Origin of the sequence: Companilactobacillus baiquanensis (assembly GCF_003946605.1) — a bacterium.
GTDB classification, from domain to species: Bacteria; Bacillota; Bacilli; order Lactobacillales; family Lactobacillaceae; genus Companilactobacillus; species Companilactobacillus baiquanensis.
Genome location: NZ_RHOQ01000003.1, coordinates 268,791 through 290,017, shown reverse-complemented (window position 1 = coordinate 290,017; position 21,227 = coordinate 268,791). Strand labels below are relative to the sequence as shown.

General features: G+C 36.8%; 13 protein-coding genes and 5 tRNA genes. All 18 read right to left on the bottom strand.

All coding sequences use genetic code 11. The features are described from left to right. Positions 1-26: 26 nt before the first annotated feature. Entirely contained in the window at positions 27-3,635 is a 3,609-nt protein-coding gene (rpoB, locus tag EKM77_RS06935) for a DNA-directed RNA polymerase subunit beta (protein ID WP_125593387.1), read from the bottom strand. A gap of 245 nt (positions 3,636-3,880) precedes the next feature. Then, complete coding sequence (locus EKM77_RS06930) at positions 3,881-6,373, bottom strand: ATP-dependent Clp protease ATP-binding subunit (protein WP_125593329.1); 2,493 nt, start codon at positions 6,371-6,373, stop codon at positions 3,881-3,883. Between the two features lie 213 nt (positions 6,374-6,586). After that, positions 6,587-6,660 (bottom strand) — tRNA-Pro (locus EKM77_RS06925). A 20-nt stretch (positions 6,661-6,680) separates the two neighbouring features. Beyond that, positions 6,681-6,752, bottom strand: a tRNA-Gly gene (locus tag EKM77_RS06920). A 4-nt stretch (positions 6,753-6,756) separates the two neighbouring features. Further along, positions 6,757-6,829: transfer RNA gene (locus EKM77_RS06915), tRNA-Thr, on the bottom strand. Between the two features lie 50 nt (positions 6,830-6,879). Then, a tRNA-Leu gene (locus tag EKM77_RS06910) sits at positions 6,880-6,962 on the bottom strand. 47 nt (positions 6,963-7,009) lie between these two features. Then, positions 7,010-7,082: transfer RNA gene (locus EKM77_RS06905), tRNA-Val, on the bottom strand. Between the two features lie 98 nt (positions 7,083-7,180). Further along, positions 7,181-8,671 (bottom strand): lysine--tRNA ligase, encoded by a 1,491-nt coding sequence (gene lysS, locus EKM77_RS06900; protein ID WP_191987449.1) that lies wholly within the window; start codon positions 8,669-8,671, stop codon positions 7,181-7,183. 75 nt (positions 8,672-8,746) lie between these two features. After that, positions 8,747-9,751: a tRNA dihydrouridine synthase DusB gene (dusB, locus tag EKM77_RS06895; RefSeq protein ID WP_125593328.1), complete on the bottom strand. Its 1,005-nt coding sequence runs from the start codon at positions 9,749-9,751 to the stop codon at positions 8,747-8,749. 99 nt (positions 9,752-9,850) lie between these two features. Further along, entirely contained in the window at positions 9,851-10,732 is an 882-nt protein-coding gene (gene hslO, locus EKM77_RS06890) for an Hsp33 family molecular chaperone HslO (RefSeq protein WP_125593327.1), read from the bottom strand. A 53-nt stretch (positions 10,733-10,785) separates the two neighbouring features. Further along, entirely contained in the window at positions 10,786-12,966 is a 2,181-nt protein-coding gene (ftsH, locus tag EKM77_RS06885; protein ID WP_125593326.1) for an ATP-dependent zinc metalloprotease FtsH, read from the bottom strand. 82 nt (positions 12,967-13,048) lie between these two features. Beyond that, positions 13,049-13,594 carry a hypoxanthine phosphoribosyltransferase gene (gene hpt, locus EKM77_RS06880; protein ID WP_125593325.1) on the bottom strand — a complete coding sequence of 182 codons (546 nt, stop codon included), beginning with the start codon at positions 13,592-13,594 and terminating at the stop codon, positions 13,049-13,051. 9 nt (positions 13,595-13,603) lie between these two features. Next, the gene (gene tilS / locus EKM77_RS06875) at positions 13,604-14,908 is read right to left on the bottom strand and encodes a tRNA lysidine(34) synthetase TilS (protein ID WP_125593324.1); all 1,305 of its coding nucleotides are present in this window, start codon (positions 14,906-14,908) and stop codon (positions 13,604-13,606) included. A gap of 62 nt (positions 14,909-14,970) precedes the next feature. Next, a complete protein-coding gene (locus EKM77_RS06870) occupies positions 14,971-15,366 on the bottom strand; it encodes a S1 domain-containing RNA-binding protein (protein ID WP_125593323.1) in 396 nt (131 codons plus the stop codon). Positions 15,367-15,388: 22 nt separating this feature from the next. Further along, positions 15,389-15,781, bottom strand: a complete 393-nt coding sequence (locus tag EKM77_RS06865) for an FtsB family cell division protein (RefSeq protein WP_125593322.1) — start codon at positions 15,779-15,781, stop codon at positions 15,389-15,391. Between the two features lie 93 nt (positions 15,782-15,874). Next, positions 15,875-16,117 (bottom strand): RNA-binding S4 domain-containing protein, encoded by a 243-nt coding sequence (locus tag EKM77_RS06860; RefSeq protein ID WP_125593321.1) that lies wholly within the window; start codon positions 16,115-16,117, stop codon positions 15,875-15,877. 2 nt (positions 16,118-16,119) lie between these two features. Continuing rightward, on the bottom strand, positions 16,120-17,673 hold the full coding sequence (locus tag EKM77_RS06855; RefSeq protein ID WP_125593320.1) for a putative polysaccharide biosynthesis protein: 1,554 nt from the start codon (positions 17,671-17,673) through the stop codon (positions 16,120-16,122). Further along, on the bottom strand, positions 17,670-21,188 hold the full coding sequence (gene mfd / locus EKM77_RS06850; protein ID WP_125593319.1) for a transcription-repair coupling factor: 3,519 nt from the start codon (positions 21,186-21,188) through the stop codon (positions 17,670-17,672). The genes EKM77_RS06855 and mfd overlap by 4 nt, the downstream gene beginning before the upstream one ends. Positions 21,189-21,227 lie beyond the last annotated feature (39 nt).

Below are 21,227 nucleotides of genomic sequence, written 5' to 3'. Positions count from 1 at the left end.
GGTATCCTCCCTAATCACTATTTTGACTAGTTTTCTGATTTTGTACGTGAGTCAGCAGTTGAATCTTGTGATTCTTCCAACTTCTTGGCTTCTTCTTCTGCACGTTTTTCTTCTTGTTGTTTTGCGAGTTTAGATAATGCGTCGATACTTACAGTATCATCATCGTCATCCATATCTCTAAGTTCGATTTCTTTGCTGTGAGAATCTAGAACTTTCATATCAAGACCTAAGGCTTGCAACTCTTTAACAAGAACACGGAATGATTCTGGAACACCTGGTTTAGGAATACTTTCACCCTTAACAATAGCCTCATAAGTCTTTACACGACCTACGATATCATCTGACTTGTATGTCAAAATTTCTTGTAAGGTATAAGCGGCACCATAAGCTTCAAGAGCCCAAACTTCCATTTCACCAAATCTCTGTCCACCAAATTGTGCTTTACCACCAAGTGGTTGTTGAGTAACTAGTGAGTATGGTCCGATTGAACGAGCATGAAGTTTATCATCAACCATGTGGGCTAATTTCATGTAGTACATGACACCAACAGCTACACGGTTCTTAAATGGTTCACCAGTACGACCATCATAAAGTATTGACTTACCATCTGAATCCATATCAGCTTCTTTAACAATGTCCCAAAGTTCATTATCTTGAACACCATCAAAAACAGGTGTTGCAACGTGGATTCCAAGTTTTCTAGCAGCCATACCTAAGTGAAGATCAAGTACCTGTCCGATATTCATACGAGATGGAACACCCATTGGATTCAAAAGAATATCAACTGGTGTACCGTCTGGCATATAAGGCATATCTTCTTGAGGTACAACGATCGAAACAGTACCTTTGTTACCATGACGTCCGGCCATCTTATCACCAACTTGAATCTTACGTTTCTGGGCAATATAGACACGAACCATCATATTAACACCGGGATCCAATTCGTCTCCGGCTTCACGTGTGAAGACTTTAACGTCTTGGATTATTCCGCCACCACCATGTGGTACACGAAGTGATGTATCACGGACTTCACGAGCTTTTTCACCGAAAATAGCATGTAGTAATCTTTCTTCGGCTGATAATTCTGTAACACCTTTAGGAGTTACTTTACCAACTAAGATATCACCATCACGAACCTCAGCACCAATACGAATGATACCGAATTCATCAAGATCTTTAAGTGATTCTTCACCGACGTTAGGGATCTCACGAGTGATTTCCTCAGGTCCAAGTTTTGTATCACGTGCTTCTGATTCATACTCTTCAATATGAATTGAAGTATAAGCATCTTCACGAACTAATTTTTCTGAAAGAACGATGGCATCTTCATAGTTATACATATTCCATGTCATAAAGGCGATCAATGGGTTTTGACCAAGAGCTAATTCACCATTTTCCATTGCAGGACCATCGGCGATAATATCTCCAGCTTTAACTTCTTCACCTTTTCTAACGATAGGTTTTTGGTTATAACTCTTACCATTATTTGAACGACGGAACTTAGTTACTTTATATTCATCAATTGTGCTGTCATCATTACGTTTTACAGTAATCTTTCTAGCATCAACGTATTCAACGACACCATCATTCTTAGCAATAAGTGCGGCACCAGAATCATGGGCAGCAATATATTCCATACTTGTACCAACAAGTGGTGCATGTGGATTAACCAAAGGAACAGCTTGACGTTGCATGTTAGCACCCATCAAGGCACGGTTAGAATCATCATTTTCCAAGAAAGGAATACATGCTGTGGCAACTGAAACTACTTGTTTAGGAGAAACGTCCATGTAATCGACTTTTTCTGGAGTAGTTTCGATATTGTCATCTTTTTTACGAGCCAAAATTGTGTTGTCAACAAATCCACCATCTTCATCAAGCGGTGTATTAGCCTGAGCAACAACATAATTATCTTCTTCGTCAGCAGTTAGATAATCGATCTTATTTGTAACCTTATGTGTATCCCATGAAACACGACGATATGGTGTTTCAATGAAACCATATTCATTAATAATGGCATAACTAGCCAAGTTATTAATAAGTCCAATATTAGGACCTTCAGGAGTTTCAATAGGACACATACGACCATAGTGAGTATAGTGAACGTCACGAACTTCATATCCGGCACGATCACGAGTCAAACCACCAGGTCCAAGAGCAGATAGACGACGCTTGTGTTCTAGTTCTCCAAGCGGATTAGTCTGATCCATGAACTGTGACAATTGTGATGAACCAAAGAATTCCTTGATTGAGGCAACAACTGGTCTAATATTGATCAATTGTTGTGGTGTAACAGTAGCTGAGTCTTGAATTGACATTCTTTCACGTACAACACGTTCCATACGTGATAAACCAATACGGAACTGATTTTGAAGTAATTCACCAACTGAACGAATACGACGGTTACCCAAGTGATCAATATCATCGACGTTACCAATATCTTCTTTAAGATTTAAGAAGTAATTGATACCAGCCAAAATATCAGCAGGTGTGATAACACGCAATTTAGCATCAATATGACCATTACCGATCATATTAACAACTTTTTCATTATCAGCTTCTGAATAAACTTTAATAATTTGAATTGTAACTGGATCTGTCAAAACACCTTCATCTGATGGTTGAAGAGTTACAGTCTTGAAGTCTTCACGTTTAAGGTATGGACTCAATTTGTTCATAGCTTCACGGTCAAGAACTGTATCCTTAGCCAAGATAACTTCACCTGTATCAGGATCAGCAAGTGTTTCAGCAAGTGTCTTATTCAAAAGTCTTGTTTTTAGATTAAGCTTCTTGTTGACCTTGTAACGACCAACAGATGCCATGTCATATCTACGTGGGTCGAAGAATCTAGCATATAGCAATGAACGAGATGAATCGGCAGTCTTAGGTTCACCAGGACGAAGTCTTTCATAAATATCCTTTAATGCTTCTTCAACACGAGAGTCACTTGTATCTTTATGAACATCTTTTTCAAGTGTTAAATTCAAAGTATCATTTTCACCAAAGATATCAAGAATTTCAGAATCAGCACCAAAACCTAATGATCTGATCAATTCAGAAATAGGTAGTTTTCTAGTTCTATCAATTCTAACGTAACCCAAACCTTTAGCATCTGTTTCAAATTCCAACCAAGCACCACGGTTAGGAATAACAGTTGTTCCAAAGTTAATACGACCATTTTTATCGGTATCTGAATTGTAATAAATACCAGGTGAACGTACTAATTGAGAAACAATAACACGTTCGGCACCATTAATAATAAAAGTACCTTGCTCTGTCATAATTGGAAAATCGCCAAAGAAAACATCTTGAGTCTTGATCTCGCCTGTTTCATGGTTAGTCAATTTCAATGTGACATGCAATGGTGCTGAATAATTAGCATCATGTTGTCTTGCTTCTTCAACTGTATACTTAGGTTCTAATAGTTTGTAATCAACATACTCTAATGAAAGATTTCCACCGAAATCATCAATAGGCATAACGTCATCAAACATATCTTTAAGTCCTTCATCTAAGAACCAGTTATAAGAATTTGTTTGAATGTCTATTAAATTTGGCAGTGGAAGAACTTCCTTGATCTTTGCATAACTACGACGAACACGGTGTGCACCATAATTAACGTTATGATAAGTCAAATTTTTCACCTCAACATATAATTTGTTCAAACGTTGACCGAATATTACATTTTCGTTACAAATTGTAAGAAAACGTTTTTATACCCTAATTTTAGGCAAAAAAAAACCAAAAATAGAATTCTAAATCCTACTTTTGCTTTTTCTATACGGTATGGCCACGGACAATAGATCGCGGCTAACGTTTTGAACTTTGAATCTCACAAAAGATAATACTACCTAGAAATTAGATTGTCAATAGATAGCGATTAGTGTGTGAGTGATTTTTCATTTTTCTTTTTGTCTTTAGAAACAGTTACGGTCAACTTGCCTTGTTTTGAGCCAACTTTGATCGTATCGCCTTCAGTTACTTTATTCATAAGTAACAATTCACTGGCTGGATCTTCGATTTCTCTTTGGATCGTTCTTCTCATTGGACGTGCCCCATATTCAGGATTATATCCATCTTTTACCAGATCACTATATGCGGCTGGTGAAATGACAAGTTCAATCTTGCGATCTTCCAAACGTTTTCTCAAGTTTCCACTCATGATTTTGGCAATAGCCTTTAATTGGTCACGATTCAATGACTTAAAGACAATTGTTTCATCAATACGATTTAGGAATTCTGGTCTAAAGAATTTCTTCAATTCTGTATTGATACGATTTTGCATTTCTTTATAGTCATCGGCTACATCCTTAGCACCAAATCCAACTTCCTTGTCTTCTTGCAATGCACGAGCACCCAAGTTAGAAGTCATAATTATGATGGTGTTACGGAAGTCGACTTTACGACCTTTAGCATCAGTCAAAATTCCATCATCTAATACTTGCAATAAGATATTAAAGACATCTGGATGAGCCTTCTCAACTTCATCAAGCAAGATAACAGAATAAGGTTCATTTCTAACTTTTTCAGTTAATTGACCACCGTCATCAAATCCAACGTAACCAGGAGCTGAACCGATCAATTTTGAAGTACTGTATTGTTCCATATACTCTGACATATCAACACGAATCAGATTATCTTCTGAACCAAACATAACTTCAGCAATTGATTTAGCAAGTTCAGTCTTACCAACACCAGTAGGTCCTAAGAACATAAATGATCCAATAGGTCTATCTGGATCTTTCATGCCACTTCTAGCTCGACGAATGGCACGTGAGATAGCACTTATGGCATCATTTTGACCAATAACACGTTTATGAAGTTCTTTTTCAAGGTTCAACAGACGTTCACTTTCTTTACGAGTGATCTGTTTAACCGGAACCCCAGTCCATTCAGCAATAATTTCAGCGATATCATTCGTCTTAACCACTGCCTGCTTAGCATGACCAGTTTCTTTTGATTCTTTTAGTTCTGAAATTTTTTCTTGAATATCTTGTTCCTGCTCACGAATCTTAGCTGCTTTTTCAAAATCCTGATCCAAGATAGCATTATTCTTATCATCGATCAGTTTCATTGATTGAGCAGTTAGATCATCTAGATCATTATTTTTAGATACATTATGAATCCTTACTTTAGCTGAAGCTTCATCGACTAGATCAATTGCCTTATCTGGTAAGAAACGATTAGTCAAATAACGAGTTGAAAGTTTAACTGCAGCTTCAATGGCCTCATCAGAAATAAGTAGACCATGATGTTGCTCATATCTAGGACGTAGTCCTTTGAGAATTTCAACTGACTCTTCTTCAGTTGGTTCTTCGACAACTATCTTGGCAAAACGACGCTCTAAAGCACTATCTTTTTCGATGTACTTTTGGTATTCATTTAAAGTTGTAGCACCGATCAATTGAAGTTCACCCCGTGCTAGGGCTGGTTTAAGAATATTAGATGCATCAATAGCACCTTCAGCACCACCAGCACCGATTAAAGTATGCAATTCATCGATAAAGAGAATAACATGCTTATCTTTATAAATTTCTTCAATGATTTTCTTTAAACGGTCTTCAAACTCACCACGATATTTAGTACCGGCAACTAAAGAACCCATATCCAACATCATGATACGTTTATTTTGCATATCAAGTGGAACTTCTTTTTTAACAATATAACTAGCTAAACCTTCTGCAATAGCAGTTTTACCAACTCCGGGTTCACCGACTAAAACGGGATTGTTCTTAGTTCTACGGCTGAGGATTTGAATAGTTCTCTCAACCTCTTTTTTACGTCCAATAACAGGATCGATCTTATTTTCTGCGGCGATCTTAGTTAAATCACGTGCTAAAGAATCGAGTGTTGGTGTACCAGCAGTTTGTTTCTTTTTATTACGAGCTGCCATATTAGCAGCCATGCCTCTAGGCCCGCTTTTACTTGACATCCCCATCTTGTTAAGAAGCAAGTTCTTGGTCTTAGTTAAGCTGAGACCCAAATTAGTCAAAATACGATTTGCTAAATTATCAGTATCGTCTAAAATAGCTAACAAAATATGTTCTGTTCCAATACGACTAGTGTTGTATTGATCAGAAACATCTTGTGAGTTAGCAAGAATCTTTTGTCCTTTTGGTGAATAAGGTAGGTAAATGCCCTTGGCGGTATTAGATGAAACATCTCCATAGCCAGTTAGATGTTCAATTTCTTCTTCAACATCACGTTCGCTAACGGCGAGATCTCTCAAAGTAATACCAGCTATACCATCATTCTCCATCGTTAAGCCTAGAAGAATATGCTCAGTACCAACAGCATTATGATGAAATGTTTTAGCCTGCTCTTGAGCCAAAACAAGTGCGTTCTTTGCGCTTTCGGTAAATACTTTGTCCATTTTAACTACCTCGACTTATAAATTTCTTGGTGTAGAAAGTATAATTCTGTTGTGTAAAAATGCAAGTGATTTAACTCATACACTAATTAGAAAAATTCTTCTGCTTACATTTCTTATCTACTATTATTACATATTTAAGTTCCACACATTAGTAATCAGCCCAAATAAAAGAGATCATCAACTTCTAATTAAGAAGCGATGATCTCTTTTATATCGGGAAAACAAGATTCGAACTTGCGACCTCTACGTCCCGAACGTAGCGCTCTACCAAGCTGAGCTATTTCCCGATCAACTGTATTAATAATGAAGCGGAAGACGGGATTCGAACCCGCGACCCCCACCATGGCAAGGTGATGTTCTACCACTGAACTACTTCCGCATAATGCCGACTAGAGGATTCGAACCTCCGACCCCCTGTTTACAAGACAGATGCTCTGCCAACTGAGCTAAGTCGGCATTAAGTATAACACTTAATGCATAACCAATTCAATACTTTAAATATCGAATACGGGTGAAAGGACTTGAACCTTCATGTCCACTGGACACTAGAACCTAAATCTAGCGCGTCTGCCAATTCCGCCACACCCGCAAAATTGTGATCTAATTTATAAACCCATTAAACTTATAAAAGTTTAATGGAGGATACAGGGATCGAACCTGTGACCTCCTGCTTGTAAGGCAGATGCTCTCCCAGCTGAGCTAATCCTCCATGTGTTCTTGTAACAAACAACTATATTATTATACCCAAAACAAATAAAAAAAGTCAACGAAATTTCGTTAACTTTTTTAAATTAATCATATTTAAATTTATTCAGGATTATTGGTGTTATCTTCTGGTTTCATTGTTGGGAATAAGATGACGTCACGAATTGAAGGTGCATCAGTAAGTAACATAACCAAACGGTCAATACCGATTCCTAGTCCACCTGTTGGTGGCATACCATATTCCATGGCTTCAACGTAATCATTATCAATATGTTCAGCTTCGTCATTACCTTTTTCACGTTCCGCAGCTTGAGCTTCAAAACGTGCTTTTTGATCAATTGGATCATTTAATTCAGTAAAGGCATTACCATATTCATGTCCTAAAATATAAACTTCAAAACGATCAGTAAATTTAGGATTATCTTTACTCTTCTTAGCTAATGGGGAAACTTCAATTGGGTATTCATAAATGAATGTAGGTTCTTTCAAAGTATCTTCAACAAACTCTTCAAAGAATTCAGCGATGATGTGACCAACGCCCCAGAATTCTTCATAGTGAACACCTTTTTCATCGGCCAATTTACGAGCTTGTTCAAGATCCATATCAACATTAAAGTCGATACCTGTTTGTTCTTTGATAGCATCAACCATCTTGATACGTTTGAAAGGCTTGCTCAAATCAACTTCTTCACCTTGATAGCTAACAATTTGTGAACCATTAGCTTTATCGGCAGCGTGACGGAACATTCCTTCGACTTCCTTCATAACATCTGTCATATCCCAATAAGCGGCATATGTTTCCAATGAAGTATATTCAGGATTATGTTGTGTGTCCAAACCTTCATTACGGAAAGCACGACCAATTTCATAAACACGTTCAAAACCACCAACAATTAATCTCTTCAATGGCAATTCTAGAGCGATTCTTAGATACATTTCCATATCCAAAGCATTGTGATGCGTAATAAATGGACGGGCACTAGCACCACCGGCTTGTGTATTCAAAACGGGTGTCTCAACTGACATGAAGCCTTCATCGTCTAAATATTCACGTACAGCGGAAATGATCTTTGTTCGTTTCTTGAAACGTTCAAAACTATCCTGGTTAGCAATTAAGTCCAAATATCTTTGACGATATATTTGTTCAACATTAGTTAAACCATGGAATTTATCTGGCAAAGGACGCAATGATTTTGAAAGCATTGTGACGTGAGTGGCTTTAACTGTCAATTCACCCATATCTGTCTTCATAATTTCACCGTGAATACCTAAGTGGTCACCAATATCAGAACGTTTAAAGATGTGATAGTTCTCTTCACCGACAACATCTTTACGAACATAAATTTGAATCTTACCAGAACGATCGCGGATATCGGCAAAACCAACTTTACCCTTACCACGCTTTGTCATCATTCTACCGGCGATAACAACTGGTAAATCTTGTTCTTCAAGAGTTTCCTTGTCTTCATCACCGTACTTGTCATGAATTTCTTGAGCCAAAGCAGTTCTCTCAAATCTTGAACCGAATGGATCAACGCCTTCATCATAAAGTTCTTGCAATTTATCACGTCTGACCCGTAATTGATCATTCATGACTCTTGCTTTCTTTATTTCTTCTTTAGTTGGTTGCTTTTTATTATTTTCGTTACTCAAATTTTTTCCCCCTGTCTACGAAATTTTTGAAGATCTCGCTTCTCTTTTTTCGTAACTTTCAACAAATTCATCTAAGGTGTCGAACACTTCTTGCATTGAATTAACATTCACTACTTTAGCACGTGTTCTGACAGCATGGGGAATCCCCTTTAGATAATATGCTGCCTGTTGACGAAATTCCGGAACACCAACATGCTCACCTTTTAAGTCTACCAGACGTTGAAGTTGAAGTTTAGCTATATTAACTTTTTCTCTAACACTTGGTTCTGGCAACAACTGTCCAGTTTCCAAATAATGTTCCATTTCATTCAAACGCCATAAGTTACCTAGTACAGCTCGTCCAACCATAACCGCATCAGCTCCGACTTCGTCTAACATATACTTGGCATCTTGCGGCGTCTTAACGTCACCATTTCCCATGAAAGGAACTGTCAAATGTTGAGCCACTTCATGTAGGATATCCCAATTAGCATGTCCAGTATACATCTGGGCCTTTGTGCGACCGTGCATAGCGATTGCACTTGCACCCGCTTCTTGAGCAGCCAATGCATTTTCCACAGCTAAAATATGATCGTCATCCCAACCGGTCCTCATTTTCACGGTTAAAGGTTTATCAATGGCATCATTTACGGCCTTAACAGCTTCATAGAGCTTATCAGGATCCTTTAACCAGCTCGATCCAGCTCCAATTTTGGTAACCTTCTTAACTGGACAGCCCATATTAATGTCAATAATATCAGCACTAGTATTCTCTGCAACATAACGTGCCGCTTGAACTAAAGATTCCTTGCTACCACCAAAAATTTGGATGCTAACGGGATGCTCCTTAGGGTCAACGAACAACATCCCTAACGTTTTACTGTTACGATATTTGATTCCTTGATCACTAATCATTTCACAAACGACCAGCCCAGCTCCAAACTCTCTTGCAGTGACTCGAAAGGAAGCGTTGGTAATTCCCGCCATCGGTGCAACAACAAGCTGATTAGGAATCGTTACGTTTCCTATCTTCCATTCCATATTGTCTACCTCTGTTTAAAACAGAATTTCTTTTAAGAAATTATTCTTTAATTACAACTTGCAATAATAACAAATTTTTAGCTTAATTGGCAAACATGATTACTTCTTTTCAGCAATAATTTCCTTTAAATCAGCTTCAGAAAATTGATATTTATTATTACAGAACTTGCAGACGGCTTCGGCTCCATGATTTTCATCGATCATTGCTTGCAACTCGTCTTCAGAAATAGTGGCTAATGATTTAGCAAATTTCTCTTTTGAACAATCACATTTAAATGAGATCGGCATTGTATCTAAAACTTTCATTTCGATACCATTCATCAGCTTATTTAATACTTCTTCATTAGTTAAACCTTCATTTAACAAAGTGGATAAATTAGGGACGATCTTTAAATTGTTTTCTATTTTAGTAATATCGTCATCATTAGCATCAGGTAGTGTTTGAATTAGAAATCCTCCAGCAGCACCCACGGTTTCATTTGGTTGTACAAAAACTGATACACCAACGGCTGAAGGAATTTGTTCGGATTTTGCCATATAGTATGTAAAGTCAGCACCGATCTCACCAGATACAATGGGAACTTGTCCTGTAAATGGCTCCTTTAAATGCAAATCTTTAGTAATACTTAGCGTTCCATTTGTACCAACAGCACCTTTAACATCAATGTGGTGATCTTTATTTAAAGGTAAACTGACGTGAGGATTTTGAATATAGCCTTTAACAGTACCACTAGCATTGGCATCGACTACGATCGCACCAGCAGGACCATCAGCGACCAATCTAGTCGTCAAAACTTCATCTTCTTTAAGAGTCGAAGTAGCAACTAAGATCGAACCGATCATCGTACGACCTAAAGCAGCAGTAGAATTAGACCAAGTATCGTGGCGTTTTTGTGCTTCAGCGATTGTATCTGTGGCATTTATTACATAAGTTCTAAATTTTCCGTCTTTTGAAACTGATTTAGTTAATGTATCTGTCATTTTATTCTCCTATTTTTTCGTTAAAAAAAGCGACTCAAGCGAGTCGCTTTCTTTTATTTATCTTGATTATCGTCATGATCATTATGATCAGTAGAGTCATCATCTGGCTTATCGTCACTAGTTTTACTGTTATCTTTTTCTGAAGGGAACTCAACATTGTTGGCATCTTTGTCATCAACGTCTTTAGTACTACTTGTTTCAGTAGTATCTTCATCAGTATCATCAGATTTTTGTTTAGCAGCATCTTTAGCTTCAACAGCACGTTTAGATTGTTCGAATGTTGCAGCACTTTCACTTGGGAATTCTTCCTTTAAGTCGTTTGCAGGCATCTTACCTGTGTTAAACAAACTCAAGATTTCCTTTTCATCAAGTGTTTCATATTTAAGCAATGCTTCAGCAATCAATTTATGTTGTTCACGGTGGTCTTCGATGATTTCTCGAGCTCTTTCGTGACCCTCATCCAAGAAGCGTTTAACTTCTTGATCGATTGCATTAGCGGTTTCTTGTGAATATGAAGGTTCGGCACGGTAACTTCCGCCACCAAATGGTTGACCATTCTTTTCAAGTTGAACTTGACCCAAACGATCAGTCATACCATATTCAGTAACCATTGTACGAGCAATTTGTGTAGCTTGTTCAAAGTCATTTGAAGCACCTGATGACTGTTGACCAAAGATAATTTCTTCAGCTGTACGTCCACCAAGCAATCCAGCGATTTGTTCAGTTAATTCTTTCTTAGTAATTAAGTTTTGATCATCCTTAGGAAGCATGATGGCATAACCACCAGCCTTACCACGAGGAACAATTGTAACTTTTCTAACTACTCGTGAATCACTTAAAACTAATCCGATCAATGCATGTCCAGCCTCATGATAAGCAACCATGTGACGTTCTTTACTAGAAATGACACGGTTCTTTTTAGCTGGTCCAGCAATAACACGATCTTCAGCTTCATCAATATCAGATGGATCGATCTTTTGTTTACCACGTCTAGCAGCAACTAAGGCGGCTTCGTTTAGTAAGTTTTCTAAGTCGGCACCAACAAAACCTGGTGTTTGTTGAGCGATAACCTTTAGATCAACATCATCTGTAAATGGTTTATTAGTTGCATGAACTTTAAGGATAGCTTCACGTCCCTTAACATCTGGACGTCCAACCAAGATCTTACGGTCAAAACGACCTGGACGAAGCAAGGCTGGATCAAGGACATCAGAACGGTTAGTAGCAGCCATAACGATGACCCCTTCGTTACCTGTAAATCCATCCATTTCAATTAGCAATTGGTTAAGTGTCTGTTCACGTTCATCATTACCACCACCGGTACCTGATCCACGTTGACGACCAACAGCATCAATTTCATCAATAAAGATGATAGAGGGAGCATCTTTTTTAGCATTCTCGAACAAATCACGAACACGAGATGCACCAACACCGACAAACATCTCAACGAAATCTGAACCAGAAATTGAATAGAATGGAACCTTAGCTTCACCAGCTACGGCTTTAGCAAGTAAGGTTTTACCAGTACCAGGAGGACCTTCAAGTAAGACACCTGATGGGATTCTAGCACCAAGTGAAACGAATTTTCTTGGATCTTTTAAGAACTCAACAACCTCAACAAGTTCTTGCTTTTCCTCTTCAGCACCAGCGACATCAGAGAATCTAACTTTGTTCTTTTTAGGATCTTCGGGTTTAACTTTAGATTTACCAAAGTTCATAACTCGATTTGATCCACCACCTTGTCCACCTCGACCCATCATAGCGAAGATAATGAAGAAGAAGAGAAGGAATGGTAGAACTAACGTTAGAATCAACGAAATCCATTGTGAGGATTGTGATTTAGGAGCAGCAGTCGTTTTAACATTCTTTGACTCGGCTGCGTTATTGATTCGTTTTAAAGTATCGTTATTAGGCAACACTGTTGAAGTAAATTGCGTTACTTCTGATGTTGTAGTCGATTGTCGACGGCTAAATAACGAAACTGACTTAGTAGCCGATGTCTTTTGAGCTTTCTTGTATTCACCAGTTACTTGATAAGCTCCTCCGACAGGCTCGATTTTAAAACTCTTAACTTTTCCTTTATTAAGTTGAGTAATAAATTGATCTTGGCTAAGTGTTTTAGATTGATCTGAGGATTGACCGCCAGCAAACCAACTTGCTGCAAGCACTAAAACAACAAAGAGCAAGATGTAAAACAGGCTATTATTAATTAACCTATTTCGATTGTTTTTCATACATTTCCTCCTAATTAATTAGACGCTACATATTGTAACATTGGTGGATATTAACGCAATAATAATTATACCGCTATCCTAATTATTTTGTTGTATAAACCTCTGGCTTTAAAACGCCAACATAAGGCAAGTTACGGTAATGTTCATCAAAATCCATACCATATCCTACAACGAAGGCATCAGGTATTTGTACTCCTACATAATCAACGTGTACATGTTTAATTCTTCGAGCAGGTTTATCTAAAAAGGAAACAATGCTGATCGACTTGGCGTTACGCGTTTTGAATAACTCGATCAAACGATCCAAAGTATAACCAGTATCAATAATATCTTCTACGATAACCACATCACGTCCGCTCAATGGTGTATCTAAATCCTTAAGGATTCTTACTTCACCAGTCGTGGAGGTATTTTCACCACCATAACTAGATACATCCATGAAGTCATACTCGATCGGTATATCAACATTCTTAACTAGATCCATCATGAACATGGCTGCACCACGCAATATACAAACAAACAAAGGATTCTTATCAGCATAATCTTTAGTTAATTCTTTGCCTAGTCGAACATTAGTCTCCTTGATCTTTTCTTGTGATACTAGAATTTTTTCGATATCTGAATTCATTTCCTTACCTCATCTAAAATCTATTTTAAAACCATAATTACCTTGTTTAAAATAATCGCTTATATTATAGATTTTTTCAACCCATACTATTTGATTATCAAACAATAAAATAATTGATTGATCTCGCTTATATTCTGGTACCTTTTCATTAATAAATCTTTTACTTAACTTTTGATGGTGATTATTACCTATATTTAATTTATCACCCGCCCGTCTTGTTCTAAGCATAATTTGCTCAGGTATTTTATCAACAACTATGTCCGCTTCTGAAACTGGCACACGTTTTATAACTAAATTATACCCATTAATCGTAACTGGTTGGTTGACTTCGATCAATTTTTTGAAATTAATTAATGATTCTATTTTCTTAATTTCAAAATGATCATATTGCCGTTGAAAAATCCAATTATCTTCTAGATCAACAAATGAATTAGGTCGATCTCCTTCAATGACATCAATAATTTGATTGATCTGTTTATTACTGATTGAGATCGGTACTTTCCGTGTAAAAAAGCTGCCCCAGAATAAACTTTGCTGATCATGATCTAAAACTTTCACGGGCAAAAGGCTGCCAGACATATTATTTAATTCCATCTTTTGCTCTATTAATTGAAATTGTTTGATTGCTAAAGATATTAAAGCATTCATTTGCTGATCAAATAATCCAAAATGCGCTAGGACCTGACCATTTTCCTGCTCTAGTTCTGGGAAAATATTATTTCTCAATCTATTGCGCATCGTAATATCTTCAAAATTGGTTTCATCTTGGACGTATTCAATTCCCTTTTTTTGAGCGTAGTCTTTTAAATCTGCTTTACTAAACTTTAACAAAGGACGTACTAGTTGCCCCACTTTAAAATTACGTTGTGGTTTAAGACTTGTAACTTCAAAAATATTCCCTGAACGGATCATCTTCATCAAAATGTTTTCAGCTAAATCATTTCCATGATGTGCCGTAACCAGAGTGCCATAACCATCTTGTTTCATTATTTGAGCAAAAAAGTTATATCGAAATTCTCGACCGGCAGACTCCATCCCGACATCTTTTGGATGATCAGTCCATTTAGTTGTATAAAATTTAAATCCATGTTCCTGACAAAAATCATTTAAAAATTTAACTTCTTGAGCACTTTCGGGGCGTAAATCATGATCCACATTTACAACTCCAAATTCATTCCTCGATAATATTTTACTAATTATCGTTAACAGGACCATTGAATCAACACCGCCAGAAACGGCGATCAAAATTTTTTTAGAATGATATTTTTGTAGGACCTTTTTTACCGTACCTACTAGTTCATTTTCTATTCTCATATACCGCCTCGGACAAAAAAACGTCTCGCCTACAATGTAAACGAAACGTTTTTAATTTTATTTTAGCTTCTGCGACCACCACGGCCACCACGTTTACCTTCGGTATTTTTACGAATGGTTGTCATTCTTTCTTCACTTTGTTTCATGAAGTCAGACATCATATCGTCAAAATTTTCCACTGGTTTGTGTTGCGGCTTCTTTTCAAAATGACGCTTAGGCTTTGGTCTGTCACTTGCCTGCTTAATTGATAATGCAATTTTATGATCTTTTTCGTTAAGAACTAAAACCTTTACGGTATCACCGACTTTTAAGACATCATGAATATCCTTGACATATCCGTCAGCAATCTCACTGATGTGTACCATTCCGCTTTGTCCTTCGCCTAAATCAACGAATGCTCCAAAATTTGTAATTCCAGTAACTTTACCTTCTGTTTTAGATCCTACTTCAACTGTCATCTAAATAAAAAAATCCCTTTCCCTATTTTTGAAAAGTATTAGTTGCATCCGGCAAATTATAAACTTGTTCACCTGGTTTTGAGTACATATACTTTTCACGAATATATTTCTCTAGATAGCTCTTATTGTTAAGTTGTGCTTTTTCAACTTTCAAATCACTCTTTGTTGCTCGTTGCTTATCCAACTTTTTTTGACTGACTTCGATGTTTCCCACTGTTTTGGAATAAGCTTGATGCGCATTGAATATTTGAAAACCAAGCACACAAATTACTAATGCAAAAGCAATTCCAATAGCTGTTAATCGACGCTTATGAATTTTTTTAACGTAGTCAATTCTGCGATTATCATTTGAAGGATTTGTGCGTTTCGGTTTTATTACCGAAACATTTGAATTAGCTAATTTATGCACTTCCATGTTGCTACACCCCTAGAAATTAATACATTGAGTATACCAATTTTCAAGAATGATTTGAACCGTTTTCGGAGCTTTTTAATCTAATCTCAACAATTAGTCAATTTCTTCGTACATCTCGTCTGAATCACTCTTCTTAGTTGTTTCTTTAATATTCAGAATTCTGACTTTCATAGTCCGCTCGCCAAAATGCATTTCCAAAACATCCCCGATCGAGACATCAGTTGATGATTTAGCAACACGACCGTTGACTGTTGCACGGCCATTATCAGTAAATTCCTTAGCTACTGTTCTTCTTTTGATGATTCTACTTACCTTTAAAAATTTATCTAATCTCATTTTTATTTAATCCTCATAATCTTTACAAATAATTTTCCCATCGGTAGAATTTTCCATTCTGATTTATCTAAAATGCTTAGCGTCTTAGACATGAACAGATAGATCAAAACTCCGATTGGAATTAATATTAGATTGATCAAAACGCTGCTCATTCTCGTTAAAGATAAATACTGCGTCATGAATTTCTCCAATGCTCTGATACATAAAGCCATAAACAATCCTGAAGCTAATACTTTGAGAGTAAAGTTTCTACCGATCAATAGAGTTCCACGATCACTTGAATAAATTACTAATAACCCAATTAAGATTATTAACTCACTTAAAACTGTCGCTAGTGCTGCTCCAACTATACTAAATCGAGGTACAAATAAAATATTTAATATTATTTTAGCAACTAGAGATAGTAAGAATATTACCAGTTTTGATGTATTTTTTTCATTATCGCTGCTTGTAACTGCTATTAATAAGTTGATCCCAGAAACAATTACGATCGACATCATATATATCCCTAAAGCAAAAGATCCATCTGAATTGGTAAACAGCATGGTATTTATTACTGGCATTAATGCCACCAGTCCGGCCGTTTCAGCCGTAGCCAGCCATAAACAGACTCGCATCATTTTACCTATGAGTTGTTTATTCATATCAAATTTTTCAGACTTTAACTGCGGCATGATTGCCGAAACAAATGATAATGAAATAACGATACCTAGTTGGATCAAGGGTTGTGCTCTATCAAAAATACCCTTCAAGACTTCTGCTTCTGCTAAAGGTCGACCAAACTTCATCAATAATCTTAACATTGAAAATGAATCTATAAATTGATAGAAGATAGTTACTCCTGTAAAAATAATTATTAAAACTATCTCTAAAGGTAATCCTTTTTCAAAAGTTAAGTTTGCATTTTGGTCATCTTTTACAAATGGACGTTTAACAAATAATGAAACTGCTAATACTATCACAGCGAACAATCCACCAATAAAAGCTCCTCCATTAGCAATCGTCCCCATCTGGTATTCATTGAGTAAACCTTTACCAAACATCATTGCCGCACCGATGATCACAATTATCCTCACCAATTGTTCTGAAATCTGCGAGATGGCACTTGGCTCCATGAGTAATTCACTTTGAAAATAGCCTCTAAGACTTGCCTCAAATGGAATCAGTAAAAACGTCAGTGATACAGCTCTCACTTCATGATATAAATTAGGGTCACCCATGAAATTTGCCAAATGATGTGCTGATAGCCAAAGCAATCCGGTTATGGCGACACTGATTATTAGTAAAATGGCAAAAATGTTTTTCATCAGTTTACTTTTTGATTCAATTTCATTTTGTTGAGCAAATACTTTAGAAATAATAACTGGCAATCCTGATAATGCTAAGACAGAAAATATCCCATAAATTGGATAAACCTGCTGATAAATGAAATAGCCCCGATCCCCAACAATGTTTTGCAAAGGTATCCGATAAATCGCACTCAATAATTCTGAAAATAACGAGGCGATCGTCAGAATCCAAGTCCCCTGTATGGCTCTGGAGGTTTCTTTTCTCATTCTTTTGTCTTAACTTTCTTTAATTTATCAAATTCCTGTCCCATCTTTTGGGCAAAATTATCAAATTGTTCAAACCATTCATCTTTTTTAACACTACCTGAATCTAAAGTTATTTTAAATTCATTATTATTGTTGTGAACGGTCGCTTTCATATTCGTATTACCTAGAAATTTGAAGACCAGATCACCAGTTAAGTAATCATTGGCCTTCTTAGAAAACTTAAGATTGATCATACCATTTCTCATAACAACGCTATTTACTAATGATTCATCTAACGATGTTTTCATCAAACTAATATCTAATAAGTTTTGAACTTCATCAGGATACTTACCAAAACGATCCAACAATTCTGAACGAACTTCTTGATAACTCTCTTTTGAATCAATTTGGCGAATACGTTTATACAATTCAACTTTTTGACGTTCATCACTAATATAAGTTTTAGGAATATAAGCTTCTAACTCCAAATTAACTTCGGAATTAGTCTTCTCAGCTTTAGTATGTCCACGTTTCTTGGCAACGGCATCGTTTAACATCTGTGTATATAAGTCAAATCCAACCGAATCGATAAATCCATGTTGCTGTTTACCTAGTAAATTACCAGCCCCACGAATCGACAGATCACGCATAGCAATTTTGAATCCTGAACCTAACTCCGTAAAGTTTTTAATTGCCTCCAAACGTTGTTCACCAACTTCGGTTAAAACCTTATTGGGCTTATACATCAAATAAGCATAGGCAACTCGATTGGAACGACCGACACGTCCACGGATCTGATAAAGTTGTGACAACCCATATCGATCAGCATTTTCGACAATCAAAGTATTGGTATTAGGCATATCAACACCCGTTTCGATAATTGTTGTCGTTACCAAAACATCATAATCACCTTCCAAATAGTCAGAAATAATTCCTTCCATTTGTGTCTCTGTCATGCGACCATGGGCCGTGGCAATTCTAGCTTCTGGTACTAGTGCCTGTAATTGATTGGCGACTTGTTCCATATCTTCCACTCGATTGTGTAAGTAAAAGACCTGACCGCCACGTTCCATTTCTCGTTTAATGGCGCTGGCAATAACTTGGTAGTTTTGTTCCATCACATATGTTTGAACGGGATAACGATTGCTTGGTGCCGTTTCAATCAATGATAGATCACGGACACCCAGCATCGACATATTAAGTGTTCTAGGAATTGGTGTGGCGGTTAAAGTTAAAACATCAACGTTTGATTTCAACTGCTTAATTTTTTCCTTATGTTTAACACCAAATCGCTGTTCCTCATCAATGATCAAAAGTCCGATATCATGAAACTTAACGTCTTTTGAAAGTAATCTATGCGTTCCCACAACAATATCAATTTCACCAGACTCAAGCTGTTCAACAATTTCTTTACTTTGTTTGCGAGTTTGAAACCTTGAAAGCATCCCTATTTCGACTGGAAAACCTTCAAAACGATCTTTCATTGTTTCGTAATGTTGTTGTGCTAATAAAGTAGTTGGCACTAAAATCACTACTTGTTTTCCGGCTTCGACCGCTTTAAAGGCAGCTCTTAATGCCACTTCAGTTTTACCAAAGCCAACATCACCAACTAATAAACGATCCATAGGGTGATTTTTTTCCATATCACGCTTTATTTCATCAGTAGAACGCAATTGATCAGGCGTTTCTGGATACGGAAAAGCATTGTCAAAGTCATGTTGCATTTCATCATCCTTTGGAAAAGCGAATCCTTTGGCAGCTTCACGCTGGGCATATAGATCGATCAGATCATCAGCAATATCTTCAATGCTGGATTGAACTTTTCGTTTGGTTTTTTGCCACTCATTACCGCCCAGTTTATTTACCCGCGGTGATTTACCTTCAGCCGATACGTATTTTTGAACCATATCAAGTTGTGATACTGGAATAAACAGCCGACCGTCATCACGATATTCGATCGTAATATAGTCTTGATGCTTGCCATCGACTTCCATCGTCTGCATGCCAATAAACTTACCAATACCGTGGTTAACGTGTACAACATAATCACCGGGTTTTAACTCGTTGTAACTCTTTAATCTTTCTGCATTTGCTAGTGTTTGATGGCGTCTGCGTTTAGGTTGTTTATTAAACAATTCTTTTTCAGTAACGATTGCTACTTTTTCTTCGGGGATCTCAAATCCTAGACCTAAACTAGCATTCATAATTTGTGTCTGATGTTCGATCACTTTTCCGTCAGTTAAAGTAGCCTTAATTCCAAAGTCGATCAAAGTATTATTTATCGCTGCGATCCTTTTTTCATTACTGATCAATAACAAAACCGTGTAATCTTGTTTTTGCCAACGCTCTACTTCTGATTTAAGCAACGGCATCTGGCTAAAGAATTGCTGCATACTTCTAACTGGAACATTCTCCAATTGATTCAGGCGAATATGCCCCATCCCTTGTTGGAAAGCCGATAAATAAACTTGTGGATTTTTGTTATCTTTTAAAACATCAATAAATTCTTGACGAATCGTCTGTTCAGGCAGGCTTTTGCCAAACTCTAATTGACTAGCTAACCATGATTGATTATCAGCTAAATTATCTTTAGACTGTTCGACCAAACGATTGTATTCATTAAAAATGATTAAATCATCGTCACCTAAGTAATCAACTAAACCACTTGGTTTGGCGATCAAATAATTAATAATGCTTCCCAAATTATCAGGACGCATGTTTTCAGACAATTCTTCAATAATCTGTCCAAAAGCTACCTCTAAGTTATCCTTAGTATCTTTGTCAGCGGCCTCTAATTGCTTTTCGTAACTCTTATTCAGCTTCTTCAAACCAGCAGCAATCTGTTCATCAGTTATCACTCGATCATTTGCCGGAGATAAAAGGATTTGATCAAATTCTTTTAAACTACGCTGAGTTTCAGCATCAAAAAACTTGATCTTCTCAACTTGATTTCCAAAAAAATCAATTCTTACTGGATCATCAACATTTAACGGATATATATCGACAATATCACCACGAATGGCAAAATCGCCTGGTTTGGCAACTAATTTATCTTTGTTATAACCCATCTGAACCAAAGTGCTGTTTAGATTCTCTAGATCATATTCTTGATCCTTGACGATCTTTAATTGCGCAGCCTCAAATAACTTTTTATCCGATAGAGCATATTCTAAACCTGCCACTGATGTGACGATTATTCCGGGATCATCACTGATCAAAAAATTCAAGGTATCTAAACGCTGGCTTAATTCATCCGGTGAACTGGTTGCTATTTCGGTTGAAATAGCTTCTTCAACTGGAAAAATATGAACTTGATCTCCAGCAAGTAAATTTAAATCGTCATATGTTTTATTAGCATGAAAATTGGTATTTTCGACAACCAATATTTTTTTATTAGTTTGTTTTAATGATTCAAGCACAAAAAGGGAAATCGTAGAACCAGTCAAACCGGTCAGCATATTTTTAGTTGCTGGTTTAACTTGGCTTATGAATTTCCCTAAATCTAACTTTTTAGCAATAAAATCTATTAAGTTCAATTTTGGCCCCTTTTTTGTGAACTGCTACAAGCAGTCTTT

Coding starts and splice junctions, on each gene's coding strand:
- EKM77_RS06930 (WP_125593329.1), bottom strand. CDS start 6,373: ATGGACAAAGTATTTACCGAAAGCGCAAAGAACGCACTTGTTTTGGCT.
- lysS (WP_191987449.1), bottom strand. CDS start 8,671: ATGAATGATCAATTACGGGTCAGACGTGATAAATTGCAAGAACTTTAT.
- dusB (WP_125593328.1), bottom strand. CDS start 9,751: ATGGAATGGAAGATAGGAAACGTAACGATTCCTAATCAGCTTGTTGTT.
- hslO (WP_125593327.1), bottom strand. CDS start 10,732: ATGACAGATACATTAACTAAATCAGTTTCAAAAGACGGAAAATTTAGA.
- ftsH (WP_125593326.1), bottom strand. CDS start 12,966: ATGAAAAACAATCGAAATAGGTTAATTAATAATAGCCTGTTTTACATC.
- hpt (WP_125593325.1), bottom strand. CDS start 13,594: ATGAATTCAGATATCGAAAAAATTCTAGTATCACAAGAAAAGATCAAG.
- tilS (WP_125593324.1), bottom strand. CDS start 14,908: ATGAGAATAGAAAATGAACTAGTAGGTACGGTAAAAAAGGTCCTACAA.
- EKM77_RS06870 (WP_125593323.1), bottom strand. CDS start 15,366: ATGACAGTTGAAGTAGGATCTAAAACAGAAGGTAAAGTTACTGGAATT.
- EKM77_RS06865 (WP_125593322.1), bottom strand. CDS start 15,781: ATGGAAGTGCATAAATTAGCTAATTCAAATGTTTCGGTAATAAAACCG.
- EKM77_RS06860 (WP_125593321.1), bottom strand. CDS start 16,117: ATGAGATTAGATAAATTTTTAAAGGTAAGTAGAATCATCAAAAGAAGA.
- EKM77_RS06855 (WP_125593320.1), bottom strand. CDS start 17,673: ATGAGAAAAGAAACCTCCAGAGCCATACAGGGGACTTGGATTCTGACG.